At 36.6% G+C, this 18,041-nt stretch carries 14 protein-coding genes; 4 read left to right on the top strand and 10 right to left on the bottom strand.

All coding sequences use genetic code 11. The features are described from left to right. Positions 1-158: 158 nt before the first annotated feature. Positions 159-557, bottom strand: a complete 399-nt coding sequence (locus CM19_RS10440; protein ID WP_048100390.1) for a PaaI family thioesterase — start codon at positions 555-557, stop codon at positions 159-161. A gap of 426 nt (positions 558-983) precedes the next feature. Between CM19_RS10440 and CM19_RS10435 the strand changes: the two genes are divergently transcribed. Continuing rightward, positions 984-1,991 (top strand): hypothetical protein, encoded by a 1,008-nt coding sequence (locus CM19_RS10435; protein WP_048100389.1) that lies wholly within the window; start codon positions 984-986, stop codon positions 1,989-1,991. A 442-nt stretch (positions 1,992-2,433) separates the two neighbouring features. Beyond that, the gene (gene thiC, locus CM19_RS10430) at positions 2,434-3,747 is read left to right on the top strand and encodes a phosphomethylpyrimidine synthase ThiC (RefSeq protein WP_048100388.1); all 1,314 of its coding nucleotides are present in this window, start codon (positions 2,434-2,436) and stop codon (positions 3,745-3,747) included. A 2-nt stretch (positions 3,748-3,749) separates the two neighbouring features. Here the strand turns inward: thiC and sepP are convergent, their stop codons facing one another. The 3 genes from sepP to acs form a co-directional block, all read right to left on the bottom strand. Next, positions 3,750-4,379 carry an undecaprenyl-diphosphatase SepP gene (gene sepP, locus CM19_RS10425; protein ID WP_048100387.1) on the bottom strand — a complete coding sequence of 210 codons (630 nt, stop codon included), beginning with the start codon at positions 4,377-4,379 and terminating at the stop codon, positions 3,750-3,752. A 27-nt stretch (positions 4,380-4,406) separates the two neighbouring features. Then, on the bottom strand, positions 4,407-5,621 hold the full coding sequence (locus CM19_RS10420; protein ID WP_048100386.1) for an MFS transporter: 1,215 nt from the start codon (positions 5,619-5,621) through the stop codon (positions 4,407-4,409). Between the two features lie 512 nt (positions 5,622-6,133). Beyond that, on the bottom strand, positions 6,134-8,122 hold the full coding sequence (gene acs, locus CM19_RS10415) for an acetate--CoA ligase (RefSeq protein ID WP_048100385.1): 1,989 nt from the start codon (positions 8,120-8,122) through the stop codon (positions 6,134-6,136). 89 nt (positions 8,123-8,211) lie between these two features. Here acs and CM19_RS10410 point away from each other — a divergent pair, with 89 nt between their 5' ends. Next, complete coding sequence (locus CM19_RS10410) at positions 8,212-8,775, top strand: acetate uptake transporter (RefSeq protein ID WP_048100384.1); 564 nt, start codon at positions 8,212-8,214, stop codon at positions 8,773-8,775. Positions 8,776-8,856: 81 nt separating this feature from the next. Further along, positions 8,857-10,287, top strand: a complete 1,431-nt coding sequence (locus tag CM19_RS10405) for an MFS transporter (RefSeq protein ID WP_048100383.1) — start codon at positions 8,857-8,859, stop codon at positions 10,285-10,287. A gap of 1,079 nt (positions 10,288-11,366) precedes the next feature. Here the strand turns inward: CM19_RS10405 and CM19_RS10400 are convergent. From CM19_RS10400 to CM19_RS10375, 6 genes are read right to left on the bottom strand one after another with little or no spacing between them, the layout of a single operon-like run. Then, positions 11,367-11,900, bottom strand: coding sequence for a hypothetical protein (locus tag CM19_RS10400; RefSeq protein ID WP_048100382.1), 534 nt, complete (start codon positions 11,898-11,900; stop codon positions 11,367-11,369). Then, positions 11,887-12,222 carry a hypothetical protein gene (locus CM19_RS10395; RefSeq protein WP_048100381.1) on the bottom strand — a complete coding sequence of 112 codons (336 nt, stop codon included), beginning with the start codon at positions 12,220-12,222 and terminating at the stop codon, positions 11,887-11,889. Before CM19_RS10395 ends, CM19_RS10400 begins: the two co-directional genes overlap by 14 nt. Then, complete coding sequence (locus CM19_RS10390; RefSeq protein ID WP_048100380.1) at positions 12,219-13,490, bottom strand: (Fe-S)-binding protein; 1,272 nt, start codon at positions 13,488-13,490, stop codon at positions 12,219-12,221. The genes CM19_RS10395 and CM19_RS10390 overlap by 4 nt, the downstream gene beginning before the upstream one ends. Next, positions 13,471-14,358, bottom strand: coding sequence for a hypothetical protein (locus CM19_RS10385; RefSeq protein ID WP_048100379.1), 888 nt, complete (start codon positions 14,356-14,358; stop codon positions 13,471-13,473). The genes CM19_RS10390 and CM19_RS10385 overlap by 20 nt, the downstream gene beginning before the upstream one ends. Next, on the bottom strand, positions 14,359-16,596 hold the full coding sequence (locus tag CM19_RS10380; RefSeq protein ID WP_048100378.1) for a nickel-dependent hydrogenase large subunit: 2,238 nt from the start codon (positions 16,594-16,596) through the stop codon (positions 14,359-14,361). A gap of 5 nt (positions 16,597-16,601) precedes the next feature. Beyond that, the gene (locus CM19_RS10375; RefSeq protein ID WP_048100377.1) at positions 16,602-17,903 is read right to left on the bottom strand and encodes a hydrogenase small subunit; all 1,302 of its coding nucleotides are present in this window, start codon (positions 17,901-17,903) and stop codon (positions 16,602-16,604) included. Positions 17,904-18,041 lie beyond the last annotated feature (138 nt).

Raw genomic sequence — 18,041 nt, 5'->3', positions numbered from 1 at the left:
GTATTTATCAACTTCACTAATTATAAACGCAAATTAATCTTAAGGTTATAACGTTCCAAATAAATATTAATTATTTGTTCAAAAAGATAACTTAAAAGTAAAAACTATTTATTTTATACTAATAGGTTATCAATTATGCTAATGCAGTCTTCTGCTCATTAAGACAATAAAAACCACGTCCCCAAACCTTTTGCTCCTAATTTTCCCTCAGAGTCGTAAAACTCTACATCAACAACTGCTGTACTTTTCCCCTTTTTAACTACCCTAGCTACACATTTGAAGGGACCTTTTGTCATTGGATCAATAAAGTTTATCTTCAGCTCTTGAGTTACCTGATTTTTCTTGTCGTTTACACTTAAAACTGCTAACGCACCTGCATAGTCCATAGCACTCATTATCATTCCTCCGTGTAATATATTTCCTAATCTAGCGAATTCCTCTTTCCAAGGAAAGCTGATAATACACGTACCATTATCAATTTTATCTATATTTATTGATAAAAAGCTAAATAAATACTCTTTTTCTCTCAAAAAAGATTCAACATCCTTAGGGTTCATAAACTCAAATCAGTTTTGAAAAGCTTAAGATTATCGCAATAGTGTTTTTATAAATTTTGAAAAGCCTAGTAAGTTATATCATTAAATTTCAATATTTACTTATTTATTTTTGAAATTCCAGAATACTAAGAATGCAAAACACTTTTAAAATAAAGTATTATGTACTGATCCGTATAGTTATGTTAGATCTCCAATGAATTTTAGTCACGTCTTTTTTCATCTTTAATAGCCAATATTTTTGAGATTTTTATAAATGGAAAATAATAATTTTTTAAAAATAATTGTTAGCTTATATATCTAGTCTAAGAGTGATACCTATCCTCATCGTACGATTGGTCTTCTGTCCACCTAACCCTTGAAGAGATAAAATTGAAGAACATGGTGCAATGGGATCATACTTATAACTTATCTCTTGGAAAATAACATATGTATAATTCTCTGAAATTAATATTTTATCTCTTAATATCTAAATTCGTACTATATGTTGGATATATTGTAATTATTCATGATTCTTTTCATCACTTTGTTACGGCGTGGGATAGCGCTAACTTTGAGTATATTTCGATTCATGGATATAATAGTGCATATTACTATGCTTTTTCTCCGATCTATCCGTTACTTATAAAATCATTAAACTATATAATTCATAGGACTTCAGTTTCCGCACTACTCCTTACAAATGCCCTAAGTTTTATACCTCCCATAGTAATTAATAAGGTATTTAATTATAGAACTGCATTACTATTTACATTATTTCCAACTTATATTGTATTTACTACAATTCCTTACTCAGATGTAATTCCATTGGTATTTTTATCACTATCCTTTTTGGCTTTAAAAAATAAGAAACTTCTTACTTCCTCCATTCTAGTTTCTATCGCAATTGCTAGCTTCTATAATTTAGCACTAACATTACCCTCATATCTAATTAGATGGAAGAAATTGCATTATCTATTAATACCAATTGTTATAGGCCTAGGAATATTTTCTTGGTTTTATTTCAGCACAGGGACTCCATTTATCTACTTCTACGCTGAGGAGTTATGGGGAGTAAAATTTACTACCCCCTTGGGTCAAGCAGAATGGTTACTGACTGGGTGGTTTACATCACAAAACTGGAAGTTTTTGGGTTATTTAATACCTACTTATGTATGGTTAATTAGGAATTTGCTTTTTGAAGTATTTTATCTTTTAGGAATTATCAAACTTTACGTTATGGATAAGTTTTACTTTGCTTATTCTTTAGCTATTTTCCTTCCTCTGCTCTTCATAGAGGGCACTCCTGCGATATCAATACCACGGATACTTTTACAAGCGTTTCCCGTATTTTATGCCTATTCCACAATGTTTAAAGTTACTTGGATTTACGCTATTTTTTGCCTTGTTATTTCTATAGTAATATTGATTTGGCAGATGACCGCTTTCTTCGCGTAGGTAATTGATTAAGGACTACTTTATTATTTTTTGTAAATTAAATTGAGAGAACTTTATTTATATTAAAAATCGCAAGATAAAAAGAGTCCAAAGATCCTTCAATGAATTTATGAATTGCCCAGAGATCTTTCATTTAACATGTTTTTTTTAAAAAAAAGGAAGTAAATAAAGATCTGCGTTCCCTCCACAGTGAAGAATTGGTAAATGGAGAGTCAAAATTTTCTGACAAGGAAAGATCAATATCGGGAAGATTATACTATCTCCCATTAATTTAATCAACACATTTTTAATTATTTTTAATAAATTAAATGTAACTATAAAATGTTTTCATGAACTGATAATTTCTCCATGCTCTACTTTTTTACCCTTCTTCTATAGGCAAAAATTCTTGATGTTCTAACTTAAAATAATGTTTATTAGTTACTTTATAAGTTGCTTATATATGGGAACTCAAATCCAACAAGCACGGGAGGGATCAATTACAGAAGAAATGAAAATAATTTCTAAGGTTGAAGGTGTTGAACCTGAAAAGATTAGGGATAGAGTAGCTAAAGGAAAAGTGGTGATATTTAAGAACATAAATAGAGACAATATTTCTAGATACACCGCAATAGGTGAAGGTTTAACAACTAAAGTTAACGTAAATATAGGCGCGTCGACAGACCACTATATCCTTGAAGAGGAAATGAAAAAAGTTGAAATTGCCAATACTTTCGGAGCTGACACAATAATGGATCTAACGGATGGAGGAAATATAGATCTCATGAGAAGGGAAGTACTTAAAAAGGCGATTATGCCCGTCGGAACAGTACCGATATATCAAGTTTATTATGAGATGGTTGCAAAAAGAAAGTATGTAATTGACTTCACGGAGGATGATTTCTTCAACGTTATAGAGAGACACTTCAAAGATGGAGTAGACTTCGTAACTGTTCACACAGGGATAACCCTTGAACTCGCAAAGAGGATAGGGAAAGTTAAAAGACTTGCTGGAGTCGTTAGTAGAGGAGGCACAATATTGGCAGCCTGGGAAATCTACAACGAGAAGGAGAATCCGCTATATAGTAACTTTGATTATCTACTCGAAATTGCTAGGGAATATGATGTGGTTTTAAGTCTAGGCGATGCCCTAAGACCAGGAGGAACGGGCGACGCTCACGATGAACTGCAGGTTGGAGAGTTAATGATAAACGCAAGATTAGCTAAAAAGAGTTTAGAGCAAGGAGTTCAAGTAATGATAGAAGGTCCTGGTCATATGCCATTAGATCAAATAGATATGGACGTGAAACTTGAGAAAGAACTTACTGGAGGAATCCCTTATTACGTTCTAGGCATTCTTCCTACTGATATAGCTGCAGGTTATGATCATATTGCCGGAGCTATAGGAGGCGCTGTTGCTTCTGCTTCAGGAGCAGATATGTTATGTTACCTTACACCAGCTGAACATTTATCGCTTCCTAACCCAGATCAAGTTAAGGAAGGGCTTATTGCATTTAAGATTGCTGCCCATATTGGAGACATGGTAAAATTGGGAAATAAGATTAGAGAAGAGGATAACAAAATGAGTATAGCCAGAGGTTCATTAGATTGGAAATCTATGTTCTCCTATACATTTGATAAAGATAGAGCTAAAGAGATATATAGGCAGTACAAAGGATTTGAGGCTGGATCTTGTACAATGTGTGGAGATCTCTGCGTTTACTTGGTGTTACCTAGAGCCTTAAGAGCGAAGGAGAGAAATGTAAAGAAAACTTAAAATTATTTAGGATAATTTGTTTCACATCTGAACAGTTTTTCAACTGGACGTAATAACCCTCTTTTCATCATATCTGTTGTAAACAGTGAAATCCATCCACCCAATAACCAACCTCCTAATATGTCTGCAGGCCAATGAACTCCTACATAAACCCTTGAATAACTGACTATTATCGCCTCAATTAAAAACGGTATCCATAACCACTTTGGTGATGTCGCAGTTAAGACTATTGCCCCATCGCTTACTATTAAGGCATGTCCTGAAGGATAACTGTAGTCTGTAGGCTTTGGAACTAGCAAGTTAGCATGTATAAAGTAAAAGGGCCTCAGTTGTGCAAAAATATACTTTGATGCCTCTCCCAATATTATTGCTAAGATAAATGAGGCTGCAAGAGTTAATCCTACCTTTCTAAACTTTTTTGGAATAAGAAGAATTGCCGTTAAAGGAATCCAGATATATTCTCTACCATATTTAGAAAAGAATATCATTATCCAGTTCATTGGAGCATATTGATGATAATTAATTAACTGAAACAGTTCTACATTAAATATAACGTTATATTCCGAGACTATTTTTACGTAAATTGAAAAAGAGATAAATCCCAACAACAAGAACCAATACTTTTTGAGCATGAGCACAAGTTAAATACACTAAAGTATTTAATTTTTACCGAGAGTACGCGTTGGCTTTCGTTTTTCTCCCTCATCTACTTTCTTAGCGTCCTCCTGTCCTCTCTCACCTAAAAGCCAATAGTAGAGGTAACCTCCAATAGCTTGTAGTACGCCTCCAACTTCTAATGGTAGAGGTAATGCGTACTCCATAAGGAACCCTCCTAACCCAGAACTCATCTGTGAAACTCTAGTCGCAATACCTTGAACGCTTGACGCTGTCCCATAATCTTCGCTTTGAACTCCTCTTATGTTAACCATTGTCCTATTAGGGGAACCTATCCCTGCATTTAAACCTCTTATAATATAAAGAAGAGCTGCAAGACCAAAAAAAGGGGATAAAGCCATAGCAAGTAGAAATATTCCATTAAGAGCTCTGGTCAGTGAGGCCACCTTTAGAGGATTTATATGAATTTTTCCAGCAATGAGAGAACCTATACCTGTTGAAATATAAGATATAGTAAATACAATACCTATCTCAAATGAACCAACATGAAATGCTAACTTATACCAAAGAGGTAATAAAGGTATTGCCATTCCCAGCCCAACCCCTGCCAAGGAATTTGATAAGATAACTTTTCCAATATATTTAGCACTAGATTTTTGCATTATTTTCGTAGTTTTCTTAGGCCTTTCTACCTCTTTTACAAGAGAAATACAAGCTATAGAAGCAATCATGAGAAAAGCAGAAATCCCAAAGAAAAGTCTATAACCATCTATAACATTTTTGCCTACAACTGAGACTAAAGATAGCAAAATGCTTCCCCCTATACCCGCAAATGACGCGGTAGAGATCAATAAGCTCATCTTTCTAACTCTTTCCTCTTCATCAACCCAATTACTTGCAACTAATGGAGTTAGTCCAGTAGAGAATGCTCCCCTCATACCACCCGCTGCACCCCCAACCCCGCCTATTATAAAAGCTATAGCTGCAAGACTAGGCAAACTAAAATGCCAAAGTAATACTCCAGCTATCACTCCAGTCAAATCCCCTAGAATTAATGATTTCTTATATCCCTTTCTATCTCCAAACATTCCTAGACTAAGAGATAACACTGCGGTAACTCCTATCGCGCCTAGAAATATTAGTCCTATTTGAGCAGGAGAGAAGCCTAGGAGAGATAAGTATAGGGAAGATGATAATGTTATAAATATTATTCCTATACTCCTAAATACTCTTGAAAGCAATAAGAATTCGAATCTCATGTCAGACACCTAAAAAACACCTCCTACTACTCTTGTTTTACGAAATTTAAGTTCTACTATATGTTTGGATTCTAATTTTTAAAATCTTTATCTTTTGAGGTTTAAGGGAGTAAAGATCACTGCGAGGGTAAGAATAGATAGTCCCCTATAGAAATATAAAAACACACTTAGCATTAAGACATAAAAGTTAAGCAGTTGTTCAAGAAATTAACTAGGCTTCTTCATCTTCACTTGTTCGACGTTGGTTTCCATAAATGAGAGGAGTCTTTAAGTACAAAAACTTCAATTAGACTTTTAATCTTAACATTTGTCGTCAACAGATCTAAAACGAAAGACCAAGGTAAATATAATTTATTATCAGAAATAGACTTTATATTCTTTAGAAAGAATATATTTATTCCATTCTTACAGTTTTCTGCCCCATTAACTCTAAGAAAGGTAAAGATACTGTAAAATAGTATAAAAATCTTTTTAAAGTTTCTAGTTAAAATTATAGATTTGGTTTTTGATTACTATTTACTCCTGTTGTTAAGCTCCTCTTTGAATTCCTTTATTGCTCTCCTGATCTCGTCTACTGAGGCTTCGTCCTCTAGAGTAGTTATATCACCTACTTCTGCATTACTAGCAACTGCCCTTACTACCCTTCTCATTATTTTTCCAGACCTAGTCTTAGGTAACTTAGATACAACATAAGCTTTTTCAACATTGGCTATAGGACCAACTTTTTCCCTTGCTAAATTAATTATTTCTTTTATTAACCTATCATCCCCTACATATCCTTGCTTCAAAATTATGAATGCTACTGGCACCTCTCCCTTAACTTCATGAGGAATGCCTATTACAGCTGCCTCTGCTACGGCCGGATGCTCTATAATAGCTGACTCAAGTTCATATGTACCTAACCTATGCCCTGAGACCTTAATTACCTCATCTGCTCTTCCAAGAATCCAGAAATACCCATCCTCATCTTTAACAGCGTAATCTCCGGCATAGAATAATCCAGGAAATTTACTCCAATATACCTTAACGTATCTTTCTGGATCATTAAGGATTGTTAGTGGCATTCCTGGCCAGGGATTTTTCAAGACTAGATATCCTCTCTCTTCTGGTTTAGATGACATTCCTGCCTCATCTACTACATCAGCTTCAATACCAGGTATAGGCATACCGTTGCTCCCTGGCTTCATAGGAATCATATAGTATCCAGGGAGATTAGAAATTATTATACCTCCGGTTTCAGTCATCCACCAAGTTGATCCAAAGTCAACTTCTCCTCTTCCAACGTTATTAAAAAACCAATTGAACGCCTCAGGATTTATAGGTTCGCCAACAGAATGCATCAGCCTAATAGAGGATATATCATGTTTTTTAATCCACTCTTCGCCATACTTCATGAATGACCTTATTGCAGTTGGGGAAGTATAGAGAATAGTAGTCCCGTATCTCTCTACTATGGAAACCCATCTGTCAGGCTGAGGATAATCTAGTGCCCCCTCGTACATTATTTCTGTAAGACCCTCAAGGAGAGGTCCAAACACTATGTAAGAATGACCTGTAACCCAACCTATGTCCGCAGTACACCAAAATATATCATCTTCTCTTACATCAAATACCCACTTCATTGTAGCATGAAGGAGGGTCATATAACCTCCTATATCATGAACTATTCCCTTCGGTTTACCAGTAGTTCCAGATGTATATAGCACGTAGAGCGGATCCTCTGATCTCATCCTCTCAGGTTCTATGTATATATTCCACGGAATATCCTTCATTAATTCGTCATAGTAATAATCCCTCCCATTAACAATCCTCGTATTATTTCCAATTCTCCTAACAACTACTACTTTACTTACCTGAGCTTTCTCTAAAGCATTATCTACTATCCCTTTAAGGTCAACTATTTTACCTCTTCTCCAACCACCGTCTGCAGTAATGACGGCCTTTGCATTAGAATCGATAATTCTTGCGGCTAAAGCGTCAGAACTGAATCCGGAAAATACTACCGTAAACAGTATTCCAAGCCTTGCCGCTGCAAGCATAAATATTGGAAGCTCTGGAATCATTGGAAGGTAAATCGCTATACGATCTCCCTTCTTTAATCCTAGTTTCTCCTTCATCATATATGCTGTCCTATTAACTTCTCTAAATAAATCTCCATAAGTTAGGATCCTTATGTCTTTAGGCTTATCGTTATCTATTGGTTCTCCTTCCCAAATTATCGCTACTTTATTTTTTCTCCATGTCTTTGCATGTCTATCCACAGCTAAATAGGAGGCGTTTATCTCTCCTCCTACGAACCACTTGTAAAAAGGTGGATTACTATCATCTAAAATTTTTTCCCATGGCTTAAACCACTCAAGTTCTGAAGCTAAACTAGCCCAGAATTCCTTAAAGTTCTTTAGAGTACCTGAATGAATTTCCTTGTAAATTTGAGGCGATACGCTTTTGATCGATCTAGAGTTAATTTTTATGTTAAATGGAAGTGCCCAAGTTACAGACATAACAAAACTTTATTTGAAAAATTAAAGTATTTTACTTTCATGAAAAGTAATAGGTGATTTTTAAAAACTTTTAACTTTAGGCATTTCTCATGACAGAACAAAAAAGGGCAAATCCTGCGCCTTTAGGTCTATCTGGTTTCGCACTTACAACTCTAGTATTAAGCATATATAATTCTGGTCTATTAACCCAAGGGGTTGGAGCAGTTTTAGGCTTGGCAGCATTTTATGGAGGGCTTGCACAACTTCTAGCTGGAATCCTAGAATGGAGGGCTGGAAATACATTTGGATATGTGGCATTCTTTACTTATGGGGCTTTTTGGGAATGGTACTTCATTTCAGCAATGGGAATTTTACCGGGAATTACGAACCAAGGAGTTGGGATTGTTCTTATAGCATTTGGAATATTCACTCTCGCTATGTGGTTTGGAACTTTTAAAAGTAATTTAGGTCTATTTACTACGTTCCTGCTTTTATGGATAACCTTTTTCCTTCTAGGTATAGGAACAATGATCTCTAATTTAGCAGTTGTTCATGCTGGCGGCTATATAGGAATATTAACAGCTATAGCCGCATGGTATACAGGATTAATTCAGGTAGTCGCTGAAAGCTTAGGAGTAAAACCTCCATTAGGAAGAGCCCCACTATCTAAATAATTTAAAGATATAGAAAATTTTTGATTTTTTAAATGGTTAGGTTTGAAAACTTTTTTATGCCGCTAAACAAGAAGACTATATATGGATAGAGTATCAGTTGTGACTTTTGTAGTAGTTCTTGGGACAATGATGGCTGCAATAGATTCGACTATTGTTATATTAGCCTTACCTACAATAGTCCAGTCCCTTCATTCAAATTTATTTACAATTATCTGGGTAATCCTTATTTACCTACTAATAGCCGCAGTACTTACTACGCAGTTAGGAAGGTTAGGAGATAATTACGGCAGAGCTAGGATATATAACATTGGCTTTATTATATTTATAATCGGTTCTGCGTTATGCGGATTTGCCCCAACTGATATTTTCCTAATAGGCTCGAGAGCTATTCAAGCTATTGGAGCATCAATGTTACAGGCAAATAGTGGTGCAATAATAGCTGACTACTATCCACCAAATAGGAGAGGAAAGGCTTACGGTTATACGTCAATAGGTTGGAATGTTGGAGCTATATTGGGTATTATATTAGGAGGAATAATAACGACATTCATCGGTTGGAGGTATATATTCTATATTAACGTGCCAATAGGTATAGCTGCGACCTCAGTGGGATTAAAGGTAATAAAAGATGTAAATAAGGTTAGTAAAAAGTTTGACTTAGTTGGAACAACGTTATTGGGAACTTTATTAGCGCTAATAACTTATGGTGCAGCTTCAATTGCAGGTTCTGGAATTAACTACGTCGATATAAGCCTAATAATAATAGGAATCATTTTATTATTCCCATTTATATTTCTAGAAAGAAGAATTACATCACCGGTTATAGATTTTAGAGCTTTTAAAAATAAGGTTCTTAGCTTTTCTCTTATGTCATCCTTTCTCCAAAGCTCTGGATATCTTGCAACAGCTTTTATTCTTATAATGTATTTACAAGGAATTAGAGGACTCTCTCCCTTCAACGCTTCTGTACTGCTAGTTCCAGGCTATGTTATAGCTAGCATGTTAGGACCTTTTGCTGGGAGATTATCAGATAAAATAGGTGCAAGAATCCCTGCAACTATTGGTATTGGTATGATGATGATAGCTGCCTTCATATATACTTCTTTAACCCTTCACACTCCATATCTAGACATAATATTAGCGTCAATAATAGGCGGACTTGGTTCGTCAATGTTCTATCCTGCAAATAATAGTGCGGTAATGGCTAATTCCCCTAAGGAATTATACGGAAGTATATCCGGAATGCTCAGAACTCTTGCAAATATGGGAATAGTATTAAGTTATGTAATTGCAATTACTATTGCGTCCTTAACTGTTCCTAGATATGTTGCATTTGAGGTATTTCTAGGAACATCGAATTTGATAGGTGGAGTTGCTGGAAAATTCTTAGGAGGTATTCATGCTGCATTCTTCGCCTCTATAGCAATATTGGCTCTAGCGTTAGTGTTTTCCGCAGTTAGAGGAAAGGAACAGAGATCTCCAATTAAAGAACAAGTCAAGGAGAGAGCTTGATTTTTTCTTTTTAGTAGAGTCTAATCAAAGTAAAACCATGTAGACCTTTTAGTTCATCTTCCGTTTAATTTTTTAATTATTTCTTCATCACTGAATACAGGCCTCTTTATGTGTGGTTTGGGCTTTACGGACATTTATTGCCATGTCCATAAACCCGTGGGCCTCACCACGCTCTGAGTCAACACTCATCGTCACGATCCATTAGTGAGGTAACCCCTCCCACATCCTTAAAAGTGTTATCAAAGACATCGGGGACATGGGAAAACAGCACATCTTTAGTTTTTTCCAGCTCTCGTATGGTTCCTAATTCGGATCTACATTATCCGCATTCTGGGAATTAGATTTATATTGTGTTCTACGATATATAGGTATTTCTGAAGGGAGAAAGTGTTGCGTTTTGGAGAAAAACCATAACATACATAAAAAATATCATAATTTAGGTGAAACTGCTAACTATTGTTTTTCCAAAAACTTATCTAGGTCATATATGTTTGGGGATTTAACTTAATTTTACCTAATTCCATGTTGTAATATGTCCTCTGAGGAGCTGCAGAAGATCATGACTCTAGAACCTTAAGAAAAATCTCATTAAATGTTCTTATGTGGGATCAACGACATGAACCCTCCAGACACATATCATTCCACACCTCTGTGCAACGAATATCATCAATGTATAACTCATCAAAAATATCAAAGATCGCTTTAAAAATCTCTATCCATCCTAAAATCTGAAATAGTTCCAAAACTCCTCCACTAAATCTTCTTCCTTAATCCAAAACTTTAAAACTACTATTTATGGAGATTCTTTCTTAAAAAAATTATAGAAGGTGCTACTTAATCTAGAAAGTTTCAAATGCTATAGATGTTAAAATTCTTATGCTAAATAGATTATGTATTTACTAGATCTAAATCTTGGTGGTTACTTATACAACTGAAAACTTTCTTATATTATCGTATAATTATTTAAAAAAAACAAACTAGTTCATAAACTTCACTTTGATAAAATATATTACTATATAAAGGTTCTATTTATAACACTAAAAACTTTTTATATATATTATCTACAAGGATTAATGATCTTAGTTAGGTATTGATGTCTCACCATTAAAAACAATGTTTATTAGATTCTCTGCTTCTTTCTCTATTTTGGATAGACCAATATATTTCTTCGTCCTTTTTATAACCTTTAACTCATTATCTATCTGAACAATTGAGAATTCTCTTTGATGCATATCTAAATCCTTTACATTACTTAATATTATCCCCTTTAGCATTAAGTTTCCAACCAAAGGAAGAGTAGATGGAACTGACAACGGATAACTTTTCTCTAATTTACTTGTGAACTCTACGTGATAGGCCCAGACAAATTCATCTAATCTGGTTTTCAGAGACATCCAACGAAGAAGTTTCTCAAAAGTTTCCTGGGACTTTTTCCCTTCAGATGAAATCTCAATAACTTTTACGAATGACGGAACTCTTTCATCCTCCTCTATGATCACATTACAATCATCTATGTTAAAAACATTAGAGGTGTTGTTAAAGTATTCTCTCAGAAATGAGATAGGAAATGACCTAGAAAAAAGGATTGCATTTAAGGATCTAATTACTTCCAAGTTTCACACCAAATTTTTTTGCTATCTCCCATAATATATCTACAGCATTTTCTACTTCAACGGGTGTCATGTTTGAGGAAAGTGCAGTAGATCTTCTTACAGGATCTAACACAACTCCTTGCTTTAGTTCTACTTTAACACCAGCTGATTCAGCTAATTTTTTAAGTTCTTCAACTCCATTTGATTTCTGCCAAGAACCTGGATAAAGCAATCTTATTACCTCCTGGTCTTCATTTATTGTCCTTTCGAGTTCGTTAGCAACAGTCTTAATAGCCTCATCTATCCCAGAATATTTGGCAAATAATCTAAGGATGAAACTCAAGATCTCACCGAATTTGCTAATACTTCAGTAAAGTAAATTGATTTCTCTATTCCTTGAGAATCCTTCACAGCATTTTCCATAGACAATTGACAGTTGGGATCGAAAGTTACCACCGTCTTAGCCCAATTGGACAGCTGTTTTGCAGCATAGAGCCTTGCCTTCTTTACAATTTCCTTCTTCTCTGGAATCATCTCCAAATGATGCCCGCAAGTAAAAAGCACATGAGATGACGGATCAGGTTTTGGTTCCTTGAACGATGGTAGGACAATCTTCATCAACTCCCGAGGAGGTTTATGTAGCCCTCCGAGCCTACTTAGAAATTCTGAATCATGAACTGTAGCATCATCCTTGATATCAGCTTTTTCCAATTTCACTCTCCTATCGTTATATGCGTTATAAATTGTCTCAGTTAAGTGTTCTATTTGAATATCGAGTTTATATCTTAGGGATTTAGGTCCTTGCCATCTTAAGAAAAAGTAAGAGGAACCATCAGACACTATAATTTTCTTGACGTTAAGCTTCTTAGCTTCTTCGTATATATTCATGAAGCGTTTTCGTGCTGTCTCAAAATCTCCTGCAAGATACGCATAGTATCCGGAATCACTTATATCGCTACTAACTGTGAAGTTTGAATTCATACCATCCAATATCTTACTTATTTGCCCTAAGATATTTGAATTAACCTCTAGTGAACTTGGAACATACAATAATTCTGCTCCCTTCTTATCAATTTGCAGGCCTACAGAATTAGCAATTTCTACCCATTTTTCCTTAATTATCCCCATGGCATTTCCTGTTTCTTTAACGTTGGAGATCCATTTCTCCGGAACACCTAAATTAAAACCTGTAAAGTGTAATATTCTTCTCAGTAGAATAGCCGTATACCAATTAGGGATCTCAAGAGGTGACGTTTCAGTGCAACCACCACAAGCTGTACAGTTATAAGCTGAATCAAACCACTGCTTAAACTCACTATCCTTTAGCTTCCTTAGCCTTAAATATCTTGCCACTATCCCATATCCAGTGTAATACATCGAGAACAACTTATTGACTTCATAAGTTCTCCAAGCAGGCACATCGGTAGATTTTTCAGTGGTTAGCCAGAAAGGACAAGTATACCTACAAATTCCACATCTCATACATTCCTGAAGTCCCCATACATCAAATGGAGATATCTCGTCGAGAGTCCTAGACACTAACTGTCTTCCTATCTTGATTTTACCTTTCTCCAACTTGAACCCCCCACAATCACTTCTCCTTCTTTCCATAGGAATATCCTCTAAATCCTTTACCTAAATAATAACCAAACATGTGCCATCCCTTGCTAAATGGAACATAACCTATAAATGCCCCAACTAATGCTATATGAAGACCGTACCAGTTGGCTTGATTTGGCAAACCAAGGTATGGTATTGAAATATCATACATAGCTGCTAACCCTGAAACTATAATAGCTAATAATAAGATCAGGAAAACGTAATCACCAGAAGAACTTAACCTTTTATGCCCTGTAACGTCTTCAACAATCCTTGTAACTAGATAACCTACTAAACCGGCTAAAGCAAGTAAAGCCATCATAGTCCCATTAACAAGAATAGACAAGAAACCCCACGGGTCGAAAGTAGATGTAGATACTTCAGCCGAATTCCACGCACCTAAGGGATTTAGTATTCCTCCATGAGTGTATGAAGCTGAGCCAAGAAGTCCCATCTGATATGCCGAAGTAAATTGCTCTGGAGTTGAAATGCCAAAGAGAAACCATAAAGGATTAGAAACGCCAAATATCTGCCCAAAGATATAATTCCATGCAATTATATGGATTCCAACGACTATAATCACACCCAACATAAATACATGCCAAAATATAGTTTCAACGATTAGAAACGGATCGTGCCTGGAAGCGGATTTAAAGGGTGTAGGAATCGCCGATACTGCCTCTTTTAGTTCCGTTCCAAATCCGGCAACAGCATAAGAGGGAGCTCTTCTCCCTATAAAATACCTTGAAATTCTATAAATAGTTCCAAAAACAAAAAAGAGAAGACCCAACGGAAAAACTACATTAAGAGCCCACCAGTATAATGATAATGGGATTCCAGGACCTCCACTTGCCCCAATCGCAGCATGAGCTACTATCATCTACTTCACCTTCATTGCAAATCTATAGAAAGTCTTTATTGCGTTTGATAAATCTACAGGAGCACCCAAGGTAGTGTAGATCACTCTGCCATTTGGTATTGCAATGTGAACTCCGCATACAAAACAAGGATCAAAGGATCGTAAGGTTTGGGCATATTCAAATCCATCCCATTGATCTGTAGGAATTATGGTTAGTCTAGGCGTTCCTAGTATATTATAATCTGGGTTTCCCATTATTGCTTCTTCGAATGTACCAGCTCCGTGAGTTGGAGACGCTGGTTTAATTGTTTGAATTCCATCATCATAAGTTGACTTTACTCTTGGCCCTGCATTAACTGTTGTTGGTTGCATTTGCTGAGGATTAATTGTGGGTACATTAACTCCCATACCCGTACTAATTACCTCAGAATGGTACTGAGCACCTCTAGGAGCTTCCTTCATTCCAACACCAATCGCTACATCTTGATTCGTGTTCTTTTTGTAGGTCCAACTCGATGGAGGCATTGAACTAACCTCGGTTTTTCCCTGCTTAATATAACTCATTGCTGTAAGCCATGCTATCCAGGCTCCCATCGTATCAATACCGGCCATGAATGCTCTAGCTCTCATTCTTTCTATAGCGTTAGTAACTATCTTTCCTCCAGACAATTTATAAGGGGCTATATACTTGAATTCTATTTCACTTCCTTGCTGAAACTCTGGTGGTAATTTCACTGTACTCGAGCGAACAGTTGGAAGATACCAAGTGGCGCTCATTTCGTTACTGTTATACTTTATTCCATATCCTACAGGATATTCGCAGGTATATATAGGAGTAGGAGCTTGAGGCTGAAGTACTTGGGCATACATGACAGCCATAGGATCTGCCTCTACATTGTAGTAAAGATTGCTTATTGGCTTATGATTTTGATATGGAACAAATCTAGGTGACATAGACCATGAGTAAGGTATTGGATATGCCATTGGGATTGGTCTTGGTTCTGGTTTTGGAATCGTCCACTTTCTCCATGGATGATAATAACTTACTGGGTTGCCTATCGGATCCTCTGTAATTCCAGAAACGTTTGATGGTACTTCAGAGTTGAATGCACCATTTGAATACCATGGGGTATACCATGAACTTTCAACAAATTCTCTAACACCTAGATTAATATCTATTAAATCATTGGTGACAAGTTGAGGAGCGGAAGTAGGACTTGTCTGAATAACTAAACCAGGTTTAATAACCCTGGCCCTTCCCCATGCGCCCATATTTTCATAAGTTGCATCATAAGGTGAAACAGTAGTACTTGAGGGAGTTACAGTAGGAGCTTCTGACACATCACTTTGTCCATATGATACAAAGTTACCTGGTCTGTTTCCTTCTTCGGCAAAACCTAGTGTTCCATTTAACTTATCGTAAAGGCCTTGTATTCCAAACACGTTATCATAGTCTGCTAGAAATAGATCTAGGTATTCGTAAGCAGCCATCTGCTTCATCATCCACGCCGTTCCGTCGATCATCCTTTGTAGATACCTCTGCATATTTTCAACTGTAGGAGGTACACCTATGCCACCTGGAACCATAGATATTGGGTGCGGTATTCTTAGGTAGTAAAGTACTTCAGCTTCATGCCAAATTCTCCACGAATATGCTCCTTCAAGGAAGTAGGCTCCAATTATTGGTACTAATGAGTCCATTAAATCAGCAATAGTATTTATCGTGGTTCCTGCCATCTGTAATTGGGTCGGTGCTCCCATAGGGAAGGCTTTTGAATATTGGGCAACTTTACTAAGAGGGGTTTGTTGAGCAATCTCATATATTTGTGGTGGAAAGTAACCAGCAATTTTAAAGAATAATGAACTCCAATCAGGTCCACCTAACGCTGTAAGATGAGCTGTGGCATCATAACTCATTGCAGCGTCATTAGCAAGCATAATACCCTCTAACCCTAAGGGAGGAGGTGGATTACCGCCTTGAGCCATTTCCTGAGCAACTCTCTCTATATATTGGTGATGTTCACCGCAAATCCCACACTCTCTACTGCTTAGCATTATGACATCTGGAGCTGGCTTACTTCTCATGAAAATTTCAAAGCCTCTAAACATCCCAGCAGAGGCATAAGCATCAGTTGCTCTACTTATATTTGAGTCATAAGTAACTTGTATTCCTAGCTCTGGCTTAATTCTGACTACTGGCTCAATTAGAACTGGTTTTGTCCAGTCAAACGTAAAGTAATATGGAGAAGAGGTTGCCATTCATATCACCCCTTAGGTGCCCTCCTCCTCCTCGATAGAGCGTAACTTCCAACTCCAACTATTATCCCAGCAGCTGCTGCTGCGGCAAACAGTGTTGTACTAGGAACAGTTGGGGCATTAGGAGGAGCGTAAAACGGTTCATAAAGATCAGGAAATCCAGGTGCCGTACATGCTATGCATACTCCTCCCCTTGTACAGCCTCCTACTCCAGCTATCCATCCTAATCTAGGCGCTGGACTGTTGGCCTCAGTACCTTTACAGCCTAAACTATATGTACATTGAGGGTCTCCAAACTCGTACGCAAACTTTCCCTCTGCAAAAAAGCCCGCCCTCGGACAATTTTGATGGGTCTCATTTCCATAAAAGAACTTAGGTCTATTAAACACGTCTAAATCGTCAGCAGGATTAGGTCCTAATCCTCTTGCATATAAAACTAATGAAACGAGAGTTCTCATAATCCAATCCCCTGCAGGAGGATCTGCTGCTATGGATATTATAGGCAGACCGCTCTTTGTTTTCCAATGATAACTTGGCCCAGGATAGGCAGTGTTAATAGATGAACCTGTAACAGAATATATGTTCTCATCTATTATGTCAGGAGCCAGATCCTTTTGATATACCTGGTAAGCGTAATATGGAAAACCATTAATTCCCCTGTAAGGATCATCTAACATCCCCATGGCATAAGTTGGAGATCTCTTACCTAAACCGTTAGTAGTTGACGGAATTCCTCCATATGTCGCGCACGCTCCAGTAGCTGCTACTCCATATGCATTTTTCATTAAGTTAAATACAAATTCGTCACAAAGCAACACACTACCGTCTGGCTTTCTTCCAGCAGAACACCAGAACGATCCAGAGGGCTTTTTATAATATAAACCAAATTCATCAAACATCGTTCCCTCAACTACTAACACATATGGATCAAGCTCACCATTTAATGCTTGTTCCATTGTCGCGTATGCCATACTGTCCTGAGGCATCAGAATAGGGTGATATACCAAGTTTATCAGACCGAGATCTGAAATACTAGGTTGTCTTAATTGAATTGATTTACCATCGAAATAAACACCAGTAAAGACATCCTCAAGCGATGGATTCATAGCGTCTAAGAAAGCTATAGTGTTCCCACCGCACCATCCATTTCCTGTCCATATTATATTGATTGGCTGATCAGGATCTTTTGCCTTTGTTACTAGGTCTTGATATGATAATCCTGATATTGCTAACGTGGTACCAAGAGCTGTAACTCCGGAAAGCTTTAGAAAATCTCTCCTAGTTACACCCTTTCCCTTATGACTACTCATTTTTCAACCACATCCCCGGTATACTCTCTGATACTTGATATATAAATTTTTTTAAGCATATAGCTCAACAATCAGATAAATCAAGATAACTCAATAATACTATATAAACTAAAGATTAGATAATCTAAAAATAAGTTT

Source organism: Candidatus Acidianus copahuensis, from assembly GCF_000632495.1.
Lineage (GTDB): Archaea > Thermoproteota > Thermoprotei_A > Sulfolobales > Sulfolobaceae > Acidianus > Acidianus copahuensis.
This window is presented reverse-complemented; position numbering and strand designations above follow the sequence as displayed.

Excerpts from the sequence above, each read along its gene's own strand:
- acs (WP_048100385.1), bottom strand. The coding sequence starts at position 8,122 with ATGTCTGTAACTTGGGCACTTCCATTTAACATAAAAATTAACTCTAGA.
- CM19_RS10435 (WP_048100389.1), top strand. The coding sequence starts at position 984 with ATGTATAATTCTCTGAAATTAATATTTTATCTCTTAATATCTAAATTC.
- CM19_RS10410 (WP_048100384.1), top strand. The coding sequence starts at position 8,212 with ATGACAGAACAAAAAAGGGCAAATCCTGCGCCTTTAGGTCTATCTGGT.
- CM19_RS10385 (WP_048100379.1), bottom strand. The coding sequence starts at position 14,358 with ATGATAGTAGCTCATGCTGCGATTGGGGCAAGTGGAGGTCCTGGAATC.
- thiC (WP_048100388.1), top strand. The coding sequence starts at position 2,434 with ATGGGAACTCAAATCCAACAAGCACGGGAGGGATCAATTACAGAAGAA.
- CM19_RS10440 (WP_048100390.1), bottom strand. The coding sequence starts at position 557 with ATGAACCCTAAGGATGTTGAATCTTTTTTGAGAGAAAAAGAGTATTTA.
- CM19_RS10375 (WP_048100377.1), bottom strand. The coding sequence starts at position 17,903 with ATGAGTAGTCATAAGGGAAAGGGTGTAACTAGGAGAGATTTTCTAAAG.
- sepP (WP_048100387.1), bottom strand. The coding sequence starts at position 4,379 with ATGCTCAAAAAGTATTGGTTCTTGTTGTTGGGATTTATCTCTTTTTCA.
- CM19_RS10405 (WP_048100383.1), top strand. The coding sequence starts at position 8,857 with ATGGATAGAGTATCAGTTGTGACTTTTGTAGTAGTTCTTGGGACAATG.
- CM19_RS10420 (WP_048100386.1), bottom strand. The coding sequence starts at position 5,621 with ATGAGATTCGAATTCTTATTGCTTTCAAGAGTATTTAGGAGTATAGGA.
- CM19_RS10390 (WP_048100380.1), bottom strand. The coding sequence starts at position 13,490 with ATGGAAAGAAGGAGAAGTGATTGTGGGGGGTTCAAGTTGGAGAAAGGT.
- CM19_RS10380 (WP_048100378.1), bottom strand. The coding sequence starts at position 16,596 with ATGGCAACCTCTTCTCCATATTACTTTACGTTTGACTGGACAAAACCA.